The following is a 20565-nucleotide window of genomic DNA, read 5'->3' on the forward strand; positions in this document are numbered from 1 at the left end:
ACGGACCAGAGACGGACCAGAGCCGACGTGACCACGCAGACCGCGACCCCGCCGACGACCCGGGCCGCCGTACCCGCCGCCGCCCGCCGGGCCGCGGCGGTCCTGGGCCCGCCCGCCCGCCGCACCGTGCTGCTCAGCCTGCTGTGCTTCGCGGTGATGTGCGCCATCGGGATGCAGGGCTGGCTCTCCGTCTCGCTCGGCGGCTTCGACCTCGGCATCTTCGACCAGGGCGTGCGCGGCTACGCCCACTTCGGGCTGCCGGTCTCGACGTTGAAGTACTACCACCACGAGTTCCCGCCCGGGTTCTCGCTGCTCGGCGACCACTTCTCCCCGGTCCTGGCGCTGCTCGCGCCGCTGTACTGGATCTGGGACGACCCGCGCTCGCTGATCATCGGGCAGGCGCTGCTGTTCGCGCTCGGGGTGCCGCTGATCCGCCGGATCGCCGCGCACTCCTTCGCCGCCGCCGAGCCGCGCACCGCCCGTCGGGCCGCCGACCTGGCCGGGCTGGCCTACGCGCTCGGCTGGCCGCTGCTGGTCGCCTCCCGGGTCGGCTTCCACGAGGTGGCCTTCGCCGTCCCGCTGATCCTGCTGATGCTGGAGCGGGGCCTGGCCCGCCGCTACGGCACGGTGGTGCTCGCCGCGGTGCTGCTGTGCTGCACCAAGGAGGACCTGGGCCTGCTGGTCGGCGCGTACGGGCTGGTGCTGCTGCTGCGCACCCGCCGCACCGGGGACCGCGCGGGGCGCCTCACCGGGCTGGGACTGCTGCTCGGCGGGCCCATCGCCTCGGCGGTGGCGATCAAGTGGCTGATCCCGGCGATGGGCGGCGAGCCGGGCTACTACTGGAACTACAAGGCGCTCGGCGACGACGGCGGCCAGGCGGTCACCCACCTGCTGCACAACCCCTTCCTGCTGGTGCAGACCGCCTTCGACGAGCCGTTGAAGCCGCTGCTGCTGCTCTGGCTGTTCGGCACGATGTTCCTGCTGCCGCTGCGCTCGGCCACCGTGCTGTGCATGCTGCCGCTGCTGGCCGAACGGATCCTCTCCAGCAACCCCAACCACTGGTCGATCGCCCGGCACTACGACTCGATGCTCTGGCCGGTCCTGCTGACCGCGAGCATCGAGGTGCTGGGCCGGCTGAGCGGCGCCGAGCGGCCCGAGCGGACCCGGCGCCGGGCCCGGCTGCTGGGTCTCGGCACGGTCGGGGTGGCGCTGGTGGCGGCGGTGCCGATCGGGCTGCTGCAACTGGCGGTGCCGTCCTCCTGGGAGCCCAGGGCGAGCGAGGCCGCGCTGGTCCGGGCGGCCGCGCTGATCCCGGACGGCGCCTCGGTGGAGGCCGACAACCAGATCGCGCCGCGGCTGACCGCCCGGACGGACGTGGTGCTGGTGGACGGGACGCCGCGCGGGCGCGAGTACGTGCTGACCCGCGCCGACAAGCGGTCCTTCCCCTTCAAGACCGACAAGGAGCAGGCCGACCGGATCCAGCTGCTGCTGGCGCACGGGTACCGGCAGCTCTGGGCCGAGGACGGGGTGGTGCTGCTGCACCGCGAGGGCGACCAGCCGATCCCGGGCGAGCACGTGCCGGGGCCGGGCAGCAAGCCGGTCCAGGACGAGGTGCCGTCCGACGTGGGGCACAACCTGTTCAAGGGCTGATCCGGGCACCGGCCGCCCGGGTGGCGCGTTCGCCGTCCGCCCGGACGACGGCCACCGGGCAGGGCGCGTGGTGCAGGCAGTACTGGGCGACGGTGCCCAGCGGGGCGTCCGGCGGGGTGGAGTGGCCGCGGTTGCCGAGGACGAGCAGGGCGGCGCCGGCCGCGGCGGCGACCAGGGCGGGGCCGGGCGGCCCGGCCTTGAGCCGGCGGCTCAGCCGGAGCCCGCAGTCGGCGGCCGCCTCGTCGAGGATCTCCGCGGCGCGGCGCTCCGGTTCGAAGCCGTCCAGGGCGGGCGGCACCAGGCCGTGCTCGCCGAACAGGCAGGGGAAGTCCCAGACCGCCACCGCCTCCAGCGGGCCGCCGGTGCGCCGGGCCAGGCGGGCGGCCCAGCGGATCGCGGCGCGGGCGGGGGCGGAGCCGTCCACGCCGACCACGATCCGGCCGCGCGGCTGCACGCTTCGATCGTAGACGCGTTCGAGGGCCGGCCGGAAGGTGTCCGGCCGGCCCTCGACAGGGGGCGTTACGGGCGCTCGGCGTAGGTGCCGTGCTGGTGGTGCGAGCCCTGGTGCGGGACGGGGCCGTGGTGGCCGGGGCGGTGGCCGCGCGGGTGCCGGGTCAGGTGGTAGCCGAGGACGCCGGCCAGGGCGGCCAGGAAGCCGCCGCCGATGGTCCAGTACCAGCGGCTGTTCCAGCCGGAGAACCAGCCGGTGTACCAGTGCTCCTGCTCCGCGACCGGGGCCGCGGCCCGGGCCGTGCTCGCGCCGCCGCCGACCGGCGGGACCAGCGGGGCCTTGAGCTCGCCGCCCTCGGGCTGGGCGTTGTCGGCGTTGCCCTTGGCGGCGACGTGCAGCTGGGTCGTGGCGGCCAGGCCGAGGTCGGGCTGCGGGGCGTCGGTGACCGAGAGCCGGACGTAGTAGGTGCCGGGCAGCGGGTCGCCGGACCACGGCTCGGCCCAGGTGCGGACCTCGCGCAGGGTGCAGTTCAACGCCAGCGAGGCGGTGTTCTGGTCGCCGGTGGCGTTCTGGGTGCCGGCGGTGCAGGCCTGGCGGCGGCGCAGCCCGTCGAAGACCTCGACGCTCCAGGTCTGCGGGCCGTGCCGGTCGGCGGCCGGGGCCAGGTTGACGGTCAGGCTGACCGTCGGGGTCTGGCCCTCGGAGGCGCCGAACGCCCAGTAGAGGTAGTCACCGGTGGAGACGGCGACGTCGGCGTCCTGGCCGGGGGAGAGGTTGACCGCGGTCAGGAAGGAGGTGCCGGCCTTGGTGGCCGGGGCCGGGGTGCCGCTCGCGCTCGCCGTCGGGGACGGCGAGGCGGCGGAGGCGGCCGGGGCGCCCAGCGCGAGGGCGGGCAGCAGGGCGAGGGCGGCGAGGGCGCCGCGGATCGTCGTACGCATGATCAGTTCTCCCGCCAGACGGCGATCCGCCAGCGGGCGATCCAGCCGGCGACCACGCCGAAGAGGAGGCCGGCCAGGGTGAGGGTGAGCAGCAGGATCCAGCCGCGGCCGAGGCCCATCGCGGCGCCCTCGGGGGCGGGCGAGGCGGACGCGAGGTCCACGGTCAGTTCCAGCGGCATGCCGGGGTCGGCCTGGACGCCGCCCTGCGGGGCCAGCGAGTTGCTGACCACCAGGCAGACGGTGGTGTCCGGCTTGTCCTTGGCGGAGGTGGTCGGGCTCGCGGTGACGTAGCCCTTGGAGTCGTCGGTGGACCAGCGCAGGCCGGTGGAGATCACGTCGGCGCGGGCGCTGCCGGCGTCGGTGCCGCGGACCAGTTCCTGGCCGGTGGCGCTGGTGGCCTGGAGCAGGACGCCGTAGTCCCGGGCCACCGCGCGGTCGAGGCCCACGCTGACCGAGGCGCGCAGTTCCTGGCCGGACTTGACCGGGACCTTGTAGACGCGGTGCTCGGAGAACTTCTCCCGGTCGCTGTAGACGCCGGGGGTGAGCACCGGGGCGCTCTCGCACTTGTCGGTGCCGGCGGTCTTGGACGGGGTCACCGTGTAGGTGTCGTTGGAGCGGTCGACCAGCTGCTTCACCTTGTCGGTGAGCTGCTGCGGGGTGCGGACGTCGGTGTAGGTGCCGCCGGTGGCGTTGGCGATGCAGAGCAGCTGCTGGCGGGTCTTGTCGTCGTGCGCCAGGCCGAGGGTGTCGACCACCAGGTGGATGCCCTGGGAGGCGAGTTCGCGGGCGACGTCGCACGGGTCGGGCGGGGTGCAGGTGTCCTCGCCGTCGGTGATCAGGACGATCCGGCGGGTGGCGTCGCCCTTGCCGAGGTCCTGGGCCGCGCCGCGCAGGGCGAGGCCCATCGGGGTCCAGCCGGTGGGGCGCAGGGTGGCGACCGCGGTCTTGGCCTCGACCTTGTTGGTCTTCCCGACCGGGAAGAGCTGCTTGGTGTCCTGGCAGCCGATGTTCTTGTCGTTGCCGGGGTAGGTGGCGCCGAGGGTGCGGATGCCGAACTCGGTCTCCGCGGGCAGGGCGTCGATCACCTCGTTCAGCGAGTTCTGGGCCACCGAGATGCGGCTCTTGCCCTGGATGTCGGCGGTGTTCATGGAGCCGCTGACGTCCAGGATCAGGTCGACCTTGGGGGCCTCCTTCGGGGCGGGGGAGGCGCCGGCTGATGGTTCGTCGGCGTGGGCGGGCAGGCCGAGGAGCAGCGAGGCGCCCGTTATCGCCAGGGCGGCCAGCAGGCTGCCGAGCCTGGTCTTCGGTCGTCGTCCGGTATTCACCCGGCCGATCCTAGGGATCATCAGTTCGTCAAGGCCAAACGGGACCGGACGGTGCACCCGCCCGCCCCGGCGTGAACTCCGGCGTGCGGGGAGGGGTTTGCCGGACGCGGTGTTCACGGCGGCCTTATCCGCGCCGGATAGCCTTCGAAGGGACCGGATGGGGGCGGGGTGCGGATGGAGCTGACCGCGGTCGGCAAGCGGTACGGGCGGGGCGGGCGGTGGATCCTGCGGGACGTCGGACTGGCCGTCGGTCCGGGGGAGTTGGTGCGGATCGCCGGGGCGAACGGGAGCGGCAAGTCGACCCTGCTGCGGCTGGTGGCCGGGATCGAGCGGCCGAGCACCGGCCGGGTGGTGCGGCCCGGGGCGGCGGCGTACGTGCCGGAGCGCTTCCCGCCGGCGTTGCCGTTCGACGCCGCCTCGTACCTGCTGCGGGTGGGCCGGGTGCACGGGCTGTCGGCGGGGGAGGCGCGGCGGCGGTCGGGGGAGTGGCTGGACCGGTTCGGGATCGCGGACCGGGCGGGCACCCCGTTGAGCCGGCTGTCCAAGGGCACCTGTCAGAAGGTGGCGGTGGCGCAGGCGCTGATCGCCGAGGCCCGGGTGCTGCTGCTGGACGAGGCGTGGACCGGGCTGGACCCGCGGGCGCGGGCGGTGCTGGACGACGCGGCCGCCGAGCGGGCGGCGGCGGGCGGCACGGTGCTGTTCGTGGACCACGACCCGGCCCGGCTGGCCGGGCGGACCAGCGCCGCCTACCGGGTGGGCGCGGACGGTGGGCTGCGGCCGGCCGAGGAGGCGGCGCCGGTGGTGGACGGCGGGCCGGTGGTGGAGGTCGAGGTGGACCTCCCGGACGGCGCCCCGCTGCCGGAGCGGCTGCCGGGCGCGCCGGTGGTGACCGCGCTGGGCGGCACGGCGGTGCGGCTGGAGGTGTCGGCCGGGCACTCGGACGCCCTGCTGCGCGGGCTGCTGCTGGGCCGCCCGGCGCTGCGGGTGCTGGCGGTGCGCCGGCGGGAGGAGGGGTGATGCGGCAGGTCGGGGCGCTGACCCGGTACCACCTGGAGCTGCTGGTGCGCTCGCACGCCTGGCTGCCGCCGTTCCTGGCGTTCGCGCTGGTGCTGGTGGTCGGGGTGACGCCGGGCGATCCGCTGCTGGGCGGGCTCGGGTTCGGGGCGGGGCTGCTGGTGCCGGTGAGCGCCTGGTACGTGCGGGCGGTGCTGGCCGTCGAGCCGCCGGCCTCGCGGGCCTGCCTGGTCGCGGTGGCGGGGCCGGTGCGGGTGCACCTGGGGGCGCTGCTGGCGGCGGTGACGGCGGGGCTGGTGCTGGCGGTGGGCGAGGTGGCGGCGCTGTGGTGGGCGGGTGGCGCGGTGGCGGACCCGGGGGCGGGGCGGGAGCCGGGCGTGGGCGGGGCGCTGCTGGCCGGGTCGGCGACCTCGGTGGTCTGCGTGGTGTCGGGGGCGCTGGCCGGGGTGCTGGGCAACCGTCCGGTGCTGGTCCGCTCGCCGTACGGGATCCTGGCGGCGCTGGGGCTGGCCGCGGCGGCGCTGGTGCTGCCGGGTTCGCCGGCCAACGCGGCGGTGCGCGGGGTGGTGACGGCGGCCCGGACCGGGCAGGTGGCCGTGCCGTGGGGTGAACTGCTGCTCGCCGTGCTGCTGTTGGCCGTGGTCGGGGCCGGGGTGGCGGTGCTGGCCGGGCGGCGGCCGGAGTGAGGTGCGGCGGGCGTGATCGCCGCAAAGGCGGACACACCGGGGCGAAGAGCTGATAGATATGGATAGTGCTCGTTAGGGTGACGAACCGGGGCACCGGTGTCCGGACCCGGTCGGCCCCTTCGACTCCCGCCTCCCCCAGGACGGTCCGTGGCGACACCCTCCGCCGTGACGAGATCCGCGGCCCGGCCGGTTCGGCCGGTGCGGCCCCGGCGCACCACCGAGCTGGTGCTGGTGCTGGCCGCGGTCCTGATCGCCGTGTTCGGCTACGTCGAGGTCGGGGTGGACCTCGACGGCGAGGCGCCCGCGGACGCCGCCCAGTACGGGGCGGCGCTCGGCGTGCTCGCCCTGGCGGCGCACGGCGTGGTCCGCCTGCGGGCCCGGTACGCGGACCCGCTGCTGCTGCCGATCGCGGTGCTGCTGAACGGGATCGGCCTGGTGGTGATCTACCGCCTGGACCGGGCCACCCCCGGCCGGGAGGCCGCCTCCACCCAGCTGCTCTGGTCGGCCCTGGGGACGGGGCTGTTCACCGCCGTGCTGCTGCTGGTGCGCGACCACCGGCGGCTGCGCCGCTACGCCCACGTCGGGGCGCTGCTGGCGCTGGTCCTGCTGGTGCTGCCGATCCTCTTCCCGCCGGTGTACGGCTCCCGGATCTGGATCGTGATCGGGCCGCTCTCCTTCCAACCGGGGGAGTTCGCCAAGATCCTGCTGGCGGTCTTCTTCGCCGCCTACCTCGCGGTGCACCGGGACGCGCTGGCGCTCACCGGCCGCCGGGTCTGGCGCTGGCAGCTGCCGCGCGGGCGGGTGCTCGGGCCGGTGCTGCTGATCTGGGCGGCCTTCGTCGGGGTGCTGGTGCTGGAGACCGACCTCGGGACGGCCCTGCTGTACTTCGGGCTGTTCGTGGTGATGCTGTACGTGGCCACCGCGCGCACCGGCTGGATCGCGATCGGGCTGGGCCTGGCGGCGGTCGGTGCGGTGACGGTGGGCTGGCTCTCGCCGCACGTGCACAGCCGGGTGGTGGACTGGCTGGACCCGCTGGGGTCGATCGCGGCCGGCCGGGGCGCCAACCAGATCGCCCAGTCGCTGTTCGCCTTCGCCTGGGGCGGGGAGCTGGGCGCCGGGCTGGGCAACGGGCACTCCGTGCTGATCGGCTTCGCCGCCAAGTCGGACTTCATCCTCGCCACCATCGGCGAGGAGCTGGGGCTGACCGGGCTGATCGCGGTGCTCCTGCTGTACGCGGTGCTGGTCTCGCGCGGCTTCCGGACCGGCATCGCGCTGCGCGACCCGTTCGGGCGGCTGCTGGCGATCGGGCTGGCCGCGATCGTCGGCCTCCAGGTGTTCGTGGTGGCGGGCGGGGTGCTGGCGCTGATCCCGCTGACCGGGATGACGATGCCGTTCATCGCCCAGGGGGGTTCCTCGGTGGTGACCAACTGGATCATCGTGGCGTTGCTGGTGCGGATGAGCGACGACGCCCGGCGGCCGGTGCCCGGGCCCGCGTCAGGGCCCGGGCCGGAGCCCGCGTCCGGGCCCGGACCGGAGGTGCGGTGATGGTCGGCCTCGGGCCGCGGGGCAACGGACCGCAGGGGCTGCCCGGGATCTCGGTCACCGGTCGCCGGGCCGCCACCTTCTGCCTGCTGCTGGTCGGGGCGCTGTGCGTGCAGGCCACCCGGGTGCAGGTCTTCGAGGCCCGGGACCTCGACCGCAACAGCGCCAACCAGCGGTTGGTCATCGAGGGCTACGCCCAGCCGCGCGGGGACGTCCTGGTCGGCGGGCAGCCGGTGACCGGCTCCCGGGCCACCGGCGGCCGGTACGCCTACAAGCGCACCTACACCGACGGAACGACGTACGCCGCCGTCACCGGTTTCGCCTCCCAGGCGTACGGCAACAGCCAGCTGGAGGGCACCGAGGACGCCCTGCTGAACGGCACCGACGGCCGGCTGACCGGCTGGTCGCTCCGGGACGCGCTCACCCGTCGGCGCAGCCCCGGCGGGAACGTGCTCACCACGATCGACCGGGCCGCCCAGCAGGCCGCGGTGCGCGGGCTCGGCGACCAGAAGGGCGCGGTCGTCGCGATCGAGCCGGCCACCGGGCGGATCCTGGCGCTGGCCAGCACCCCCTCCTACGACCCGGGCGACTTCGCCGGCTCGGCGGCGGCCGACCAGACGGCCTGGAACCGCCTGCAGACCGACCCCGGCCGGCCGATGCTCAACCGGGCGCTGCGCCAGACGTACCCGCCGGGCTCGACCTTCAAGGTGGTCACCGCCGCCGCGGCGCTGGCGGCCGGGGTGGTGACCGACCTGGACGCGCCGACCGACGCGCCCTTCCCGTACGTGCTGCCGGGGACGGCCACGCCGCTGGTGAACGACAGCGCGGCCTGCGACCGGCCCGGGCTGTCGCTGGACGCGGCGATGACGGCCAGCTGCAACAGCGTGCTGGGCCACCTGGGGGTGCGGACCGGGCTGGAGAAGCTGGTGGCGACGGCCGAGGGCTTCGGCTTCAACGACCCGAGGCTGGACGTGCCGGTGCGCCCGGCCCGGTCCAACGTCGACACCGCGATGGACCCGGCGCAGCTGGCGCTCTCCTCGATCGGGCAGTTCGACACCGCGGCCACCCCGCTGGTGATGGCGATGGTCGCGGCCGGGGTCGCCAACGACGGCACGGTGATGCGGCCGCGGCTGGTGGAGCGGCTGACCAGGAGCGACGGCACCGAGGTCGAGGTGCGCGGGCCGGCCGTGTACCGGCAGGCGCTGACCCCGGCGGTGGCCGGGCAGGTGCGGAAGCTGATGACGGACGTGGTGGAGAACGGCACCGGCGGCAACGCCCGGATCCCCGGGGCGGTGGTCGGCGGCAAGACCGGTACCGCCCAGCACGGGGTGGACAACAGCGGGACGCCGTACGCCTGGTTCATTTCCTGGGCCAAGCCGGCCGGTTCGGCCGCCGTGCCGCCGGTCGCGGTCGCGGTGGTGGTCGCGGACAGTGACGCCACGGACGTCACGGGTGGCGCGCTGGCCGCCCCGATCGCCCGTTCGGTGATGCGGGCGGTGCTCGGCAGCTGACCCGGACAGGGGCGTTGACCTGGTCTTCTATCGGATGCCCGGAAGATCCGCCGCGTGCGAAGTGTCCGGTTTGTGAGCTCTGCTGCGCCGATTCGTACAATGCGCGGATCGGTCTTGGTTGTTTGCGACACTGGTGCCTTTGCCGGGTACTGTCCCATGTTTGTTCGGTTGGTCCCCGAAGGCACCCCCCCAGTGCTCAGGGTGACCGGCCACTAGGACACCCTCCCCCGCCTAGAAGGACAGCAGTTTTGGCCAGCAACACCCTCGGTGCGCGTCTGCTGCGCCGCAAGCCCGTCTCGACCCTGATCGCCGAGAGCGAGGGCCGCGACCTGCCGGCCGGCGCGCCCGAGGAGGGCGGCCGCTCCGGTATCCACCTGCGCCGCTCGATCGGGCTCTGGCAGCTGTCCGCGATCGGCATCGGCGCCACCATCGGCACCGGCATCTTCTTCGTGCTCAACACGGCGGTGCCGTCGGCCGGTCCGGCGGTCATCCTGTCCTTCGTGATCGCCGCGGTCACCGCCGGGCTCACCGCGCTCTGCTACGCCGAGATGGCCTCCGCGATCCCGGTCTCCGGCTCCTCGTACTCCTACGCCTACGCCACCCTCGGCGAGGGCGTCGCCTTCGGCGTCGGCATCTGCCTGCTGATGGAGTACGGCGTCTCCGCCTCGGCGATCGCGGTGACCTGGGCCGAGTACCTGAACAAGTTCCTCGACCTGGCCTTCGGGGTCAAGATCCCCGAGCAGCTGTCCGGGGCGCCGGACAGCACCCACTGGTTCAACCTGCCGGCGCTGCTGCTGGTCGCCATGGTCTGCGTCCTGCTGATCCGCGGGGTCAGCGAATCGGTGAAGGTCAACGCCGCCATGGTCGCGATCAAGATCGCCATCCTGCTGCTGTTCATCGGCGTCGCGCTCACCGGCTTCCACTCCGGCAACCTGACCCCGTTCATGCCGCTCGGCATCGGCGGCGTGCAGGTCGCCGCGTCCAGCATCTTCTTCTCCTTCATCGGCCTGGACGCGGTGTCCACCGCCGGTGAGGAGGTCAAGAACCCGCGCCGGACCATGCCGATGGCGATCATCATCTCGCTGGTCGTGGTGACCCTGCTCTACATCCTGGTCGCGCTGGCCGGCATCGGCGCCCAGCCGTGGCAGAAGTTCGACGGCCAGGAGGCCGGGCTCGCCCAGATCCTCCAGGACATCACCGGCCAGAGCTGGCCCGCGATGATCTTCGCGGTCGGCGCGATCGTCTCGATCTTCAGCATCACCCTCGTGGTGATCTACGGGCAGACCCGCATCCTCTACTCGATGGGTCGCGACGGCCTGCTGCCCAAGCGCTTCGCCGAGCTCTCCCCGCGCACCGGCACCCCGGTCTGGAACACCCTGGTGGTCGGGCTCGGTGTGGGCGCGCTGGCCGCGTTCATCCCGCTGAACGTGCTGGCCGACATCACCAGCCTCGGCACCCTGATCGCCTTCTCGGTGGTCTCGATCGGCGTGATCGTGCTGCGCCGCACCCAGCCCGACCTGCCGCGCGGCTTCAAGGTCCCCGGCTACCCGGTCGTCCCGCTGCTCAGCGTCGGCTTCTGCGGCTACCTGATCACGGGCCTGCACGCCGACACCTTCCGGGCCGGGGCGATCGCCCTCGCCGTCGCCGTGGTCGTCTACTTCGGCTACAGCGTCAAGCACTCCCGACTGGAGCGCGCCGAGCGGCCGGCCGTCCCGACCGGGACCGGCACCGGCTGACCAGGGCGTCGGCCGCCGGGCCGTTATCCAATCGTGAAGGGCCGCCGCGTGGTACGACACCCGGCGGCCCTACGCGCGTAGCGTCCCGATCGGCGCCCGAGACGGTGGCGACAGGGCCCGGTTCGCCGCCATAACCTTCCACCATGGTGAGCACCCGCACGCCCGGCTTCTCCCGCCCGCGCGGCCGCTTCACCGGCCGCTCCAGAACGCCGGCCCCGACCATCGACGCCGAACCGCCGGCCAGACCCGGACGGCCGCCCGCGGGCTCCACGAGCCGCCCGTTCCCCCGTCAGCGTGGTGAGAGCACCTTCCCGCCCACGCCCGTTCGGTGGAATCCCGCCCGGCTCGCCTCGCTGCGCTGGGTGCAGCTGCTCGGCTGTCTGATCGCGGCCGGCTGGGCCGCGGCCTTCCCGCTCGTCTCCGACCTGGCCAACCAGCGGCTGTGGGGCCTGGTCGCGGCCCCGGCCTACGTGGTGGCCGGACTGCTCTGCCTGACCCTGCCGCGCCGCTTCGCGGCCGAGGCCGCCGCCGTGGTCGCCCTGCTCGGGGCCGTGCTGGCCCCGCTCGGGCTGCTCGCGGTGACCGGCCGCCACCAGTCCGAGGTGATGGTGGTCGAACGCTCGGCCCACCTGATGCTCACCACCGGCGACGTCTACCTCCCGCACCCGGTGGTCGTCACCGACTACAACCCCTACCTCCCGGCGATGTCCCTGTTCGGGCTGCCGCGCCAGCTGCTCGGCAGCTCCACCGCCTTCACCCGGGTCGCCGGGGACGCCCGGATCTGGTTCGCCCTCACCTTCGTGGTCTGCCTGCTGGCCGCCTGGCGGCTGCTTCGGCCCACCCGGTCCGGCACCGACGGCCAGCGCGCGCCGCTGCTGCCGCTGGCCGTCCTCACCGCCTCGCCGCTGATAGCGCTGGCCCTGGCGGTCGGCGGCGTCGACCTGCCGCTGATCGGGGTCTGCTGCCTGGCCATGGCGCTCGCCGAGCGGGACCGCACCGTCGCCGCCGGGCTGGTGCTCGCCCTCGCCTGCAGCCTCAAGTGGACCGCCTGGCCCGCCCTGCCGGTGGCCGTCCTGCTGCTGTGGCGGCTGTACGGCCGGCGGCCCGCCGCCCGGACCGCGCTGATCGGGGCCGGGGTGAGCGCGGCGGTGCTGCTGCCGTCCGTCCTGACCCAGCCGCAGGCGCTGCGCGACCAGGTGGTGCGCTTCCCGCTCGGGATGACCGCGATCCGCACCCCCGCGGGCAGCCCGTTGCCCGGCAAGGTGCTGGCCGGCTTCGGGCCCACCGGGCACAGCGTGTCGCTGGCGCTGATGACCCTCGCCCTGGTCGGGGTGGCGATCTGGCTGGTGGCCCGGCCGCCGGTCTCCGCGATCGCCGCCGCCGACCTGCTGGCCGCCGGGCTGGCGATCGCCTTCACGCTCGCCCCGGCCGGGCGGTTCGGGTACCTGGCGCTGCCCGCCGTCCTGGTGATCTGGCCCCGGCTGGCGGCCCGGCGCTGGAGCAGCCGGCGCCCGGTGCCGCCCAGGCCCGCGCCGGAGGCACCGGCACCCGCCCTGCCGAGGAGCTGAGCGGGGCCCGGACGCACGGGAGCCCGCCACGGTGACGTGGCGGGCTCCTCGCGTACCCGCGTACCTGCCTCAGACGGTCACTTGTTGCCGGACTTGAGCAGCGAGGCCACGGCCGGGCCGGCCGCGTCCACGCCGTGGCCGCCGCCCTGGACCTCGGCGGCGACCGCGAGGTTGCCGCGGAAGGCGGTGAACCAGCTGTTGGTGGTGGAGGCGCCCTGGACCTCGGCGGAGCCGGTCTTGGCCCCCGCGTTGTCGGTGATCCCGGCCATCACCTGGCTGGCCGTGCCGCCGACGGCGGTGGCGTTCATCATCGCGCGCAGCTTGGCGGCGACGTCCGGCGAGATCTGCCGGGCCGCCTGCTGCTGGGGCAGGCCGGCGACCAGGACCGGCTGCTTGAACCCGCCGCTCTGGACGGTCGCCGTGATCGAGGCGATGGCCAGCGGGTTCATCTGGACCTTGCCCTGGCCGATGTAGTTCATCGCCTGCTCGTCCTTGCTGCCCGGGGTCGCCGGGATCTTGCCGTCGGCGTTCGGCAGGCCGGTCTTCCACTCCAGGCCGATGCCGTAGACGTCCTTGGCGGTGCCGGCGAGCGTCTCGGGCTTGAGGCTGGTCAGGCCCTGGTTGATGAAGGCGGTGTTGCAGGACACCATGAAGTCCTTCTGGAGCGTGTAGTCCGGGAAGGCGCCGGGGAAGTCGTTCGGGATCGCCACCGGGTTGCTGCTCTTCTCCGGGCAGGCCACGTTGCTGTCCGGGGTGAGCCCGGCCTCCAGCAGGGCCGTCGAGGTGACGATCTTCATCGTCGAACCGGGGGCGAGCAGGCCGGTGAAGGCCCGGTTCTGGCCGGTGGCCGGGGCGTTGGCGAAGGCCAGCACCTGGCCGGTGCTGGGCTCGATGGCCACGATGGAGCCCTGCTTGCCGCCCAGGTCGGTCATCGCCTTCTCGGCGGCGGCCTGGAGGGTGTTGTCGATGGTCACCTTGAACGGCTTGCCGGGCTTGGGCTCGACGATGGTGAACAGCTTGTCCGCGGCGGTCTTGCCGGCCGGGTCGGTGATCACCACCGCGCTGCCCGCGTCCTGGTCCTTGTTCGGGTCCGGGGGCAGCAGCTTGCGGGCGTTGTCCTGGAGGGTGGCCATCAGCGCCGGGGTGAGCGAGGCGCCCTGCAGCGCCTTGCCGTTGCGGTCCACCACGGTGGACGGCGGGGCGAAGACCTGCTGGGTGGCGATGGTCTCGTTGCCGGACAGGTGCGGGTGGATCACCGAGGGCGCCCAGTGCACGGCCGGGGTGTTGTCGCTCATCTTCACGACGCCGAGGAAGCCGTTGTAGTCCCAGACCCGGCTGGTGCCGGCGAACTCGGCGCGGGCCTTGAAGCCCATCAGCACGCCGGTCGGCCCGGAGGCGGCGGCGGACGGCGACTCGGTGGCGCCGGCGGTGGCGCCCGCGGACGGGGTCGCCGAGGCCGCGCCGGTCGGCTTGGCCGGGGTCGGGGTGCCGGTCGCCGAGGCGAAGGCCTGCGGGGTGGCCGGGCCGGCCGGGGTCAGGGTCAGCGCGCTGGGCTTCACCTGGTCCTTGAAGGCGGTCAGCGCCGTGGTGGCCGCGGCCGGGTCGTCGGTCAGCGAGGCCGCCTTGGCGATGTCGCCGGAGGTCCAGGCCGCCAGGAAGTCCTTCGCACCGTTCGCCGCCTGGTCGGCCGTGGGCGGCTCGGCGACCACCGTGCGGGGCTTCTTGTCGCCGGACGAGGAGTCCGAGCCGCCCATCAGGCTGTAGGCCCCGTAGCCACCGCCCGCGAGGACGGCGATGGACACGCCGGTGATGATGCCGATCTTCGCGCCACTGCGCATGGTGCAAATCCCCCAGGGGTCTCGCGGCCGGGCGCAACCGGCGGGGCCGGAAACGCGGTACTCCCCCCACCCTAGGCAGGCCGGATCGGCGGGCCGACGAAACGCCGGGGACTTGTGACGGATCTGGTACGTGTCGTGGACCGGGTACGGACGGTTCGGGGGGAGGGTGTGCGCGCGCTCCCCGGACGCTTCCCCCGCTGGTCGCGGGGGGTCTCAGATCCAGCTGTTGAACCACATCCGGGCGCGCCAGTCGCTCAGCGGGATGGTCTGCCCGGTGAACAGCGGATAGAAGTACAGGAAGTTCCAGATGATCAGCAGCACCAGCAGCCCGGCCGCGGCCGAGCCGATGATCCGGCGGTCCCGGGAGGCGCCGGCCGGCCCGATCAGCGTGCCGATCAGCATCGTCACGGCGAGCACCAGGAACGGGACGAAGACCACCGCGTAGAAGAGGAAGATCGTCCGCTGCTGGTAGAGGAACCACGGCAGGTAGCCGGCGGCCAGGCCGCACAGCAGCGCGCCGGCCCGCCAGTCCCGGCGGAAGGCCCAGAGCCACAGGCAGTAGACCAGCGCCAGCAGGGCCGTCCACCAGAGCAGCGGGGTGCCGATGCCCAGCACCTCGCGGGCGCAGTCGGCGACGGTGCAGCCGTTCTGGCCGAGCTTGGGGGACTCGTAGTAGAAGGACACCGGGCGGCCCAGCACCAGCCAGGACCACGGGTTCGACTGGTAGGTGTGCGGGTCGGTCAGGTGGGTGTGGAACTCGTAGACCGTCGAGTGGTAGTGCCACAGGGCCCGCAGGCCCTCGGGTATCCACGGGTAATCGGTGGAGCGGCCGACCGCCCAGTCCCGGCCCCAGCCGCCCTGACCGGGCGCGTTGCTGCTGGCGAACCAGCCCCACCAGGACGCCACGTAGACCGCCACCGAGACCACGACGACCGACACGAAGGCCGGCACCACGTCCCGGGCCAGCACCGCCAGGTACGGGCGCGGGGCGCCGGCCAGCCGGCGGGCGCCGACGTCCCACAGCACGGTCATCAGACCGAACGCGGCCGCGACGTACAGGCCGCTCCACTTGGTGGCGCAGGTCAGGCCGACGCAGACGCCGGCCGCGATCCGGTACGGGCGCAGGCCCAGGTGGAGCCGCTGGGCGAGCAGCGCGTCCTCGACCCCGCCGAGCCTCGCCGCGAGCCGGGCCCGGGTGCGGTCCCGGTCCAGGATCAGGAAGCCGAAGGCGGCGAGGATCCAGAACATCACCACCAGGTCGAGCAGGGCGGTCCGGCTGAGCACCAGGTGCAGGCCGTCCACCGAGAGCAGCAGGCCGGCCACGCAGCCCAGCAGGGTGGAGCGGAACATCCGCCGGGCGATCCGGGCCAGCATCAGCACCGACAGGGTGCCGAGCAGGGCCACCGCGAACCGCCAGCCGAAGGGGTTCATGCCGAACAGCTGCTCACCCGCGCCGATGATCCACTTGCCCACCGGCGGGTGCACCACGTACGACGGCGTCGGGCGGTACGGCACGGCCGCGCCCGGCGTCATGATCGTCGTGTTGGCGTCCTCCGGCCAGTTGATCTCGTAGCCGCCGTGCCAGAGCGCGTAGGCGTCCTTGGCGTAGTACGTCTCGTCGAAGATGATCGCGTGCGGCTGGCCGAGGTCGGTGAACCGCAGCAGCCCGGCGAACACCGCGACCGCGACCGGGCCCAGCCAGCCGGACCAGCGGCACAGGAAGTACCAGAGGCCCTGCGGCAGCCGCAGGCCCAGCCGCAGCAGCAGCGGGGACTGCGCGACGTCGGGCCGCGTCACCCCGGGGCCGTCCGGCATCGGCGGGACGAGGCGCTCGGTGAGCGTGCCGGTCGGACGGGCCCGGTAGCCGAACCCGGCCAGGCGCTCCCGCCAGCCGGCGGGGGCCCAGGGTGACTCCGGTGAGCGCGGGGACGGCAGGCCGACACCGCCCCGCGCGGAGTGGTCCTTCACCGTGGGCGTCTGCGCCGCCGTGTCGCCGTTCATCCGCCACATCGTAGGGGCGGTCCTCGTACGTGTGACCGGTCCCTCGGAAGCTGACCGAATCGTCACCAAACGCCCCGGCGGCCCGGAGCTGCGAGGATGGGGCCCGTGACAGGAGTACTCGTTCTCGCAGGCACACCCATCGGCGACGTCTCGGACGCCCCGCCCCGGCTGCTCACCGAGCTGGCCACGGCGGACGTCATCGCGGCGGAGGACACCCGGCGGCTGCGCCGGCTCACCCAGGCGCTCGGGGTGACCCCGGCCGGGCGGGTCGTCTCCTACTTCGAGGGCAACGAGGTCGGCCGCACCCCCGAGCTGGTCGAGGCGCTGCTCGGCGGCGCCCGGGTGCTGCTGGTCACCGACGCCGGGATGCCCTCCGTCTCCGACCCCGGCTACCGGCTGGTGGCCGCCGCCGTCGAGGCCGAGGTGAAGGTCACCGCCGTCCCCGGGCCGTCCGCGGTGCTCACCGCGCTCGCGCTGTCCGGCCTGCCGGTCGACCGGTTCACCTTCGAGGGCTTCCTGCCGCGCAAGACCGGCGACCGGGCCCGGCAGCTGGCCACCGTCGCCGCCGAACCGCGCACCATGGTCTTCTTCGAGGCGCCGCACCGGATCGCCGAGGCGCTGGCCGCGATGGCGGAGGCCTTCGGGCCCCAGCGCCCGGCCGCCGTGTGCCGCGAGCTCACCAAGACCTACGAGGAGGTCAAGCGCGGGCCGATCGGCGAGCTGGCGGCCTGGGCCGCGGACGGCGTCAGGGGCGAGATCACCGTCGTGGTCGCGGGCGCCCCGCCGGCTGCGCCGCAGGAGCTGACCCCGGCCGAGCTGGCCCGGCTGGTGGCCGTCCGGGAGGAGGCCGGGGAACGGCGCAAGGAGGCCATCGCGGCGGTCGCGGTCGAACTGTCCGTACCCAAGCGGGAGGTCTTCGACGCGGTCGTCGCGGCGAAGAAGGAAGGCTCGGACGGGGCTTTGAAAAAGGGGTGAATTCCGGGGGTTGCGTGGCGGGCGGGGAGTCGTACCTTGGAGGGAAGGCCCGGCTAAACGCCCGCTGCGATGAAGGTTCGACCCCGGATTCCGGTTCCCGACGCGCCCTTTGTATAGGGCTCGCCAACCCGCATCCAAGTCTTCACAAGAAGGGCGTCAGCCAGGGCGGTACGGGCATTTCCTTGAACGGAAAGACCCAGCCGGGCGAGCGCCCGACGGGCACTGGGAGTTGGCTATGAGCGACACGATCGGTAGCCCCCGCAGTGGCAACGCGCTGAACGTCCCCGGCCTGGCGGGGCGGGCGCACACTCCCGTCGAGACCGTGCGGGAGGCCTACTCCTTCGCCTGCCTGCGCTGCGGGTACGGCTGGGAGCAGGCGTACGACATCGAGCACCACGTGGCCCGGGACGGGCACATCGTGTTCGAGTACCACGCCAACGGTGTCCGGGTGCCGTCCCCGCTGCTCAAGCCGACCTGCCCGGGCTGCGGTGGACACACCGTCCGGATCATGCGCGAGGGCCGGGTGGCCGGCGCCGACCAGCCCCTGCGGCACGCCCCCGGCTACCCGGCGCACGCCGAGCCGGCCCGGCCGACCCCGGCCTCCGGGCCCGCCGAGCCGCAGGGGCGCTGGGCCCGGTTCTGGTCGCGGCTGCTGGGCTGACCGGGCCGACGGGTCCTGGGCAGACCGGAGCGACCGGGCCGACGGGTCCGGGGGAGCGCGGCCGGGGCCGCCCGCCGCGAGCAGTGCGGCGGGCGGCCCCGCGGTACGCCGGGGCGATATCCGGTCGAGGGGTGCGTTCGGGCCCGACTAAGCTTTCCGACCATGGCGGCCACTGCAGACCACAGCACCACCGGGACGAGCGCCCCGGCGTACTACGTTTCCACTCCGATCTACTACGTCAACGACCGTCCCCACCTGGGCCACGCGTACACCACCGTGGCGGGCGACGTCCTCACCCGCTGGCACCGCCAGCGCGGCGAGAAGGTGTGGTACCTGACCGGCACCGACGAGCACGGTCAGAAGATCATGCGGACCGCCGAGGCCAACGGCGTCAGCCCGCAGGAGTGGTGCGACAAGCTGGTCGAGGAGGCCTGGAAGCCGCTCTGGCAGCACCTGGAGATCGCCAACGACGACTTCATCCGCACCACCGAGGAGCGGCACACCGCCCGGGTGCAGGAGTTCGTCCAGGACCTGTTCGACAAGGGCGAGATCTACAAGGGCGGCTACTCCGGCCCGTACTGCGTCGGCTGCGAGGAGTTCAAGCTCCCCGCCGAGCTGCTCGACGGCGCCACGGAGGACGAGAAGCTCTGCTCCGTCCACAAGAAGCCGGTCGAGTGGCTGGAGGAGGAGAACTACTTCTTCCGCCTCTCCGCCTACGCCGAGCGGCTGCTGGAGTTCTACGCCGCCAACCCCGGCTTCATCCAGCCGGCCTCGGCCCGCAACGAGGTGCTGCGCTTCGTCGAGCAGGACCTCAAGGACCTCTCGATCTCCCGCTCCACCTTCAACTGGGGCGTGCCGCTGCCCTGGGACGAGAAGCACGTCCTCTACGTCTGGGTCGACGCGCTGCAGAACTACATCACCGCGGCCGGCTACGGCAGCGACCCGGAGCGCTTCGCCGAGCTCTGGCCGGCCTCCGTCCACCTGGTCGGCAAGGACATCCTGCGCTTCCACGCGGTGATCTGGCCGGCCATGCTGATGGCCGCGGGCCTGCCGCTGCCCAAGCGGGTCGTCGCCAACGGCTGGCTGATGGTCGGCGGCGAGAAGATGTCGAAGTCCAACCTGACCGGCATCGCGCCCACCGACCTCACCTCGCACTTCGGCGTCGACGCGTACCGCTACTACTTCCTGCGGGCGATCCCGTTCGGCACGGACGGCTCGTTCTCCTGGGAGGACTTCACCGCCCGCTACACCTCCGAGCTCGCCAACGACTTCGGCAACCTGGCCTCCCGGGTCGCCGCGATGGTCGGCAAGTACTTCGGCGGGACGCTGCCGGCCGCCACCGCCGCGGGCGAGGCCGAGCAGGCCGTCGCGGACGGGCTGGCCGCGGCCGTCGCCGCCGCCGACGCCAAGATCGGTGAGGAGCTGGACTTCGCCGGCGGCCTCGCGGCGATCTTCGAGTTCGTCAAGCAGGTCAACGGCTACCTCACCACCCAGGAGCCGTGGAAGGTCGCCAAGGACGAGTCCGAGGAGGGGCAGGCCCGCCTCGCCACCATCCTCTACACCGCCGCCGAGGCGCTGCGCGGCACCGCCGTGCTGCTCAACCCGGTGATGCCGTCCACCGCCGAGAAGCTGTGGGCCTCGCTGGGCGCCGCCGAGGGCCTCGGCGCGCTCGCCGACCAGCGCGTCGCCACCACCGGCGACTGGGGCCGGCTGCCCGTCGGCGCCACCGTCACCAAGGGCGAGATCCTCTTCCCGCGCCTCGAAGAGAAGCCCGCCTCCTGATGGCCGGCAAGGACGACGACCGGTCGACCCCGCCGCCGCTGCCGGAGCCCCTGGCCGTGGCGGTGGCCGACTCGCACACCCACCTCGACATGCAGGCCGGCACTCCGGCCGAGGGGCTCGCCCGGGCCGCCTCGGTCGGCGTTACCACGGTCGTCCAGGTGGGCTGCGACGTGCCCGGCTCGCGCTGGGCCGCCGAACTGGCGGCGCAGTACGAGCAGGTGCACGCGGCCGTCGCCCTGCACCCCAACGAGGCGCCGCGGATCTTCCTCGGCGACGCCGACGGGTGGTCCGGGCAGCAGCGGCACGCGGGCGGGCAGGCGGCGCTGGACGAGGCGCTCGCCGAGATCGACGCGCTGGCCGCGCTGCCGCAGGTCCGCGCCGTCGGCGAGACCGGGCTGGACTACTTCCGCACCGGGCCGGAGGGCGTGGAGATCCAGAAGGAGTCGTTCCGCCGCCACATCGTGATGGCCAAGCGGCACGGCAAGGCACTGGTCATCCACGACCGCGACGCCCACGAGGACGTCATCGCCGTCCTGCTGGCCGAGGGCGCCCCGGAGCGGACCGTCTTCCACTGCTACTCCGGCGACGCCGAGATGGCGAAGGTCTGTGCCGAGCACGGCTGGTACCTCTCCTTCGCCGGACCGGTCACCTTCAAGGCCAACCAGCCGCTGCGCGACGCGCTGCTCGCCACCCCGCTCGACCGGATCCTGGTCGAGACCGACGCCCCCTTCCTCACCCCGCACCCGTACCGGGGGCGGCCGAACGCGCCGTACCTCATCCCGGTCACGGTGCGGTCGATGGCGGCGACCCTGGGGCTGCACGAGGACGAGCTGTCGGCGGCGATCGCGGCGAACACGGCGCGGGCCTTCGGGTACTGAGCGGGTCGC

At 73.8% G+C, this 20565-nt stretch carries 16 protein-coding genes; 11 read left to right on the forward strand and 5 right to left on the reverse strand.

From position 1 onward, the window contains the following. Nucleotides 1-27: 27 nt before the first annotated feature. Nucleotides 28-1650: a DUF2079 domain-containing protein gene (locus ACZ58X_RS14935; RefSeq protein WP_470334058.1), complete on the forward strand. Its 1623-nt coding sequence runs from the start codon at nt 28-30 to the stop codon at nt 1648-1650. Here ACZ58X_RS14935 and ACZ58X_RS14940 read toward each other — a convergent pair. The 3 genes from ACZ58X_RS14940 to ACZ58X_RS14950 form a co-directional block, all read right to left on the reverse strand. After that, nucleotides 1640-2104: a universal stress protein gene (locus ACZ58X_RS14940; protein ID WP_470334059.1), complete on the reverse strand. Its 465-nt coding sequence runs from the start codon at nt 2102-2104 to the stop codon at nt 1640-1642. The genes ACZ58X_RS14935 and ACZ58X_RS14940 overlap by 11 nt on opposite strands. A gap of 65 nt (nt 2105-2169) precedes the next feature. Next, nucleotides 2170-3039 carry a peptidase gene (locus tag ACZ58X_RS14945; RefSeq protein ID WP_470334060.1) on the reverse strand — a complete coding sequence of 290 codons (870 nt, stop codon included), beginning with the start codon at nt 3037-3039 and terminating at the stop codon, nt 2170-2172. Between the two features lie 2 nt (nt 3040-3041). Continuing rightward, complete coding sequence (locus ACZ58X_RS14950) at nt 3042-4364, reverse strand: VWA domain-containing protein (RefSeq protein WP_470334061.1); 1323 nt, start codon at nt 4362-4364, stop codon at nt 3042-3044. 174 nt (nt 4365-4538) lie between these two features. Here ACZ58X_RS14950 and ACZ58X_RS14955 point away from each other — a divergent pair, with 174 nt between their 5' ends. From ACZ58X_RS14955 to ACZ58X_RS14980, 6 genes are all read left to right on the forward strand, one after another. Further along, complete coding sequence (locus ACZ58X_RS14955; protein WP_470334062.1) at nt 4539-5381, forward strand: ATP-binding cassette domain-containing protein; 843 nt, start codon at nt 4539-4541, stop codon at nt 5379-5381. Continuing rightward, nucleotides 5381-6064, forward strand: a complete 684-nt coding sequence (locus ACZ58X_RS14960) for an ABC transporter (RefSeq protein WP_470334063.1) — start codon at nt 5381-5383, stop codon at nt 6062-6064. Before ACZ58X_RS14955 ends, ACZ58X_RS14960 begins: the two co-directional genes overlap by 1 nt. A 165-nt stretch (nt 6065-6229) precedes the next feature. Beyond that, nucleotides 6230-7609: an FtsW/RodA/SpoVE family cell cycle protein gene (locus ACZ58X_RS14965; RefSeq protein WP_470334064.1), complete on the forward strand. Its 1380-nt coding sequence runs from the start codon at nt 6230-6232 to the stop codon at nt 7607-7609. After that, complete coding sequence (locus ACZ58X_RS14970; protein WP_470334065.1) at nt 7609-9117, forward strand: penicillin-binding transpeptidase domain-containing protein; 1509 nt, start codon at nt 7609-7611, stop codon at nt 9115-9117. The genes ACZ58X_RS14965 and ACZ58X_RS14970 overlap by 1 nt, the downstream gene beginning before the upstream one ends. Before the next feature lie 248 nt (nt 9118-9365). After that, nucleotides 9366-10853 carry an amino acid permease gene (locus tag ACZ58X_RS14975; protein WP_470334066.1) on the forward strand — a complete coding sequence of 496 codons (1488 nt, stop codon included), beginning with the start codon at nt 9366-9368 and terminating at the stop codon, nt 10851-10853. Nucleotides 10854-10996: 143 nt separating this feature from the next. Continuing rightward, nucleotides 10997-12421 carry a glycosyltransferase 87 family protein gene (locus ACZ58X_RS14980; RefSeq protein ID WP_470334067.1) on the forward strand — a complete coding sequence of 475 codons (1425 nt, stop codon included), beginning with the start codon at nt 10997-10999 and terminating at the stop codon, nt 12419-12421. Between the two features lie 77 nt (nt 12422-12498). Here the strand turns inward: ACZ58X_RS14980 and ACZ58X_RS14985 are convergent, their stop codons facing one another. Together ACZ58X_RS14985 and ACZ58X_RS14990 are read right to left on the reverse strand one after the other, a co-directional pair. Next, nucleotides 12499-14259, reverse strand: coding sequence for a penicillin-binding transpeptidase domain-containing protein (locus ACZ58X_RS14985; protein ID WP_470334068.1), 1761 nt, complete (start codon nt 14257-14259; stop codon nt 12499-12501). A 213-nt stretch (nt 14260-14472) separates the two neighbouring features. Continuing rightward, nucleotides 14473-16260: a dolichyl-phosphate-mannose--protein mannosyltransferase gene (locus ACZ58X_RS14990; protein ID WP_470334069.1), complete on the reverse strand. Its 1788-nt coding sequence runs from the start codon at nt 16258-16260 to the stop codon at nt 14473-14475. 105 nt (nt 16261-16365) lie between these two features. On the opposite strand from ACZ58X_RS14990, the gene rsmI reads away from it, so the two are divergent. The 4 genes from rsmI (at nt 16366) to ACZ58X_RS15010 (ending at nt 20556) form a co-directional block, all read left to right on the forward strand. After that, nucleotides 16366-17235 carry a 16S rRNA (cytidine(1402)-2'-O)-methyltransferase gene (gene rsmI, locus ACZ58X_RS14995; protein ID WP_470334070.1) on the forward strand — a complete coding sequence of 290 codons (870 nt, stop codon included), beginning with the start codon at nt 16366-16368 and terminating at the stop codon, nt 17233-17235. Nucleotides 17236-17470: 235 nt separating this feature from the next. Then, on the forward strand, nt 17471-17896 hold the full coding sequence (locus ACZ58X_RS15000; RefSeq protein WP_470334071.1) for a hypothetical protein: 426 nt from the start codon (nt 17471-17473) through the stop codon (nt 17894-17896). Nucleotides 17897-18058: 162 nt separating this feature from the next. Next, on the forward strand, nt 18059-19678 hold the full coding sequence (gene metG, locus ACZ58X_RS15005; RefSeq protein WP_470334072.1) for a methionine--tRNA ligase: 1620 nt from the start codon (nt 18059-18061) through the stop codon (nt 19676-19678). Further along, nucleotides 19678-20556 (forward strand): TatD family hydrolase, encoded by an 879-nt coding sequence (locus tag ACZ58X_RS15010; RefSeq protein ID WP_470334073.1) that lies wholly within the window; start codon nt 19678-19680, stop codon nt 20554-20556. The genes metG and ACZ58X_RS15010 overlap by 1 nt, the downstream gene beginning before the upstream one ends. Nucleotides 20557-20565 lie beyond the last annotated feature (9 nt).

It is taken from the genome of Kitasatospora sp. NPDC040550 (genome assembly GCF_055594965.1).

Coding starts and splice junctions, on each gene's coding strand:
- ACZ58X_RS14945 (WP_470334060.1), bottom strand. CDS start 3,039: ATGCGTACGACGATCCGCGGCGCCCTCGCCGCCCTCGCCCTGCTGCCC.
- ACZ58X_RS14955 (WP_470334062.1), top strand. CDS start 4,539: ATGGAGCTGACCGCGGTCGGCAAGCGGTACGGGCGGGGCGGGCGGTGG.
- ACZ58X_RS14960 (WP_470334063.1), top strand. CDS start 5,381: ATGCGGCAGGTCGGGGCGCTGACCCGGTACCACCTGGAGCTGCTGGTG.
- ACZ58X_RS14970 (WP_470334065.1), top strand. CDS start 7,609: ATGGTCGGCCTCGGGCCGCGGGGCAACGGACCGCAGGGGCTGCCCGGG.
- ACZ58X_RS14980 (WP_470334067.1), top strand. CDS start 10,997: ATGGTGAGCACCCGCACGCCCGGCTTCTCCCGCCCGCGCGGCCGCTTC.
- ACZ58X_RS14985 (WP_470334068.1), bottom strand. CDS start 14,259: ATGCGCAGTGGCGCGAAGATCGGCATCATCACCGGCGTGTCCATCGCC.
- ACZ58X_RS14990 (WP_470334069.1), bottom strand. CDS start 16,260: ATGAACGGCGACACGGCGGCGCAGACGCCCACGGTGAAGGACCACTCC.
- ACZ58X_RS15000 (WP_470334071.1), top strand. CDS start 17,471: ATGAGCGACACGATCGGTAGCCCCCGCAGTGGCAACGCGCTGAACGTC.
- metG (WP_470334072.1), top strand. CDS start 18,059: ATGGCGGCCACTGCAGACCACAGCACCACCGGGACGAGCGCCCCGGCG.
- ACZ58X_RS15010 (WP_470334073.1), top strand. CDS start 19,678: ATGGCCGGCAAGGACGACGACCGGTCGACCCCGCCGCCGCTGCCGGAG.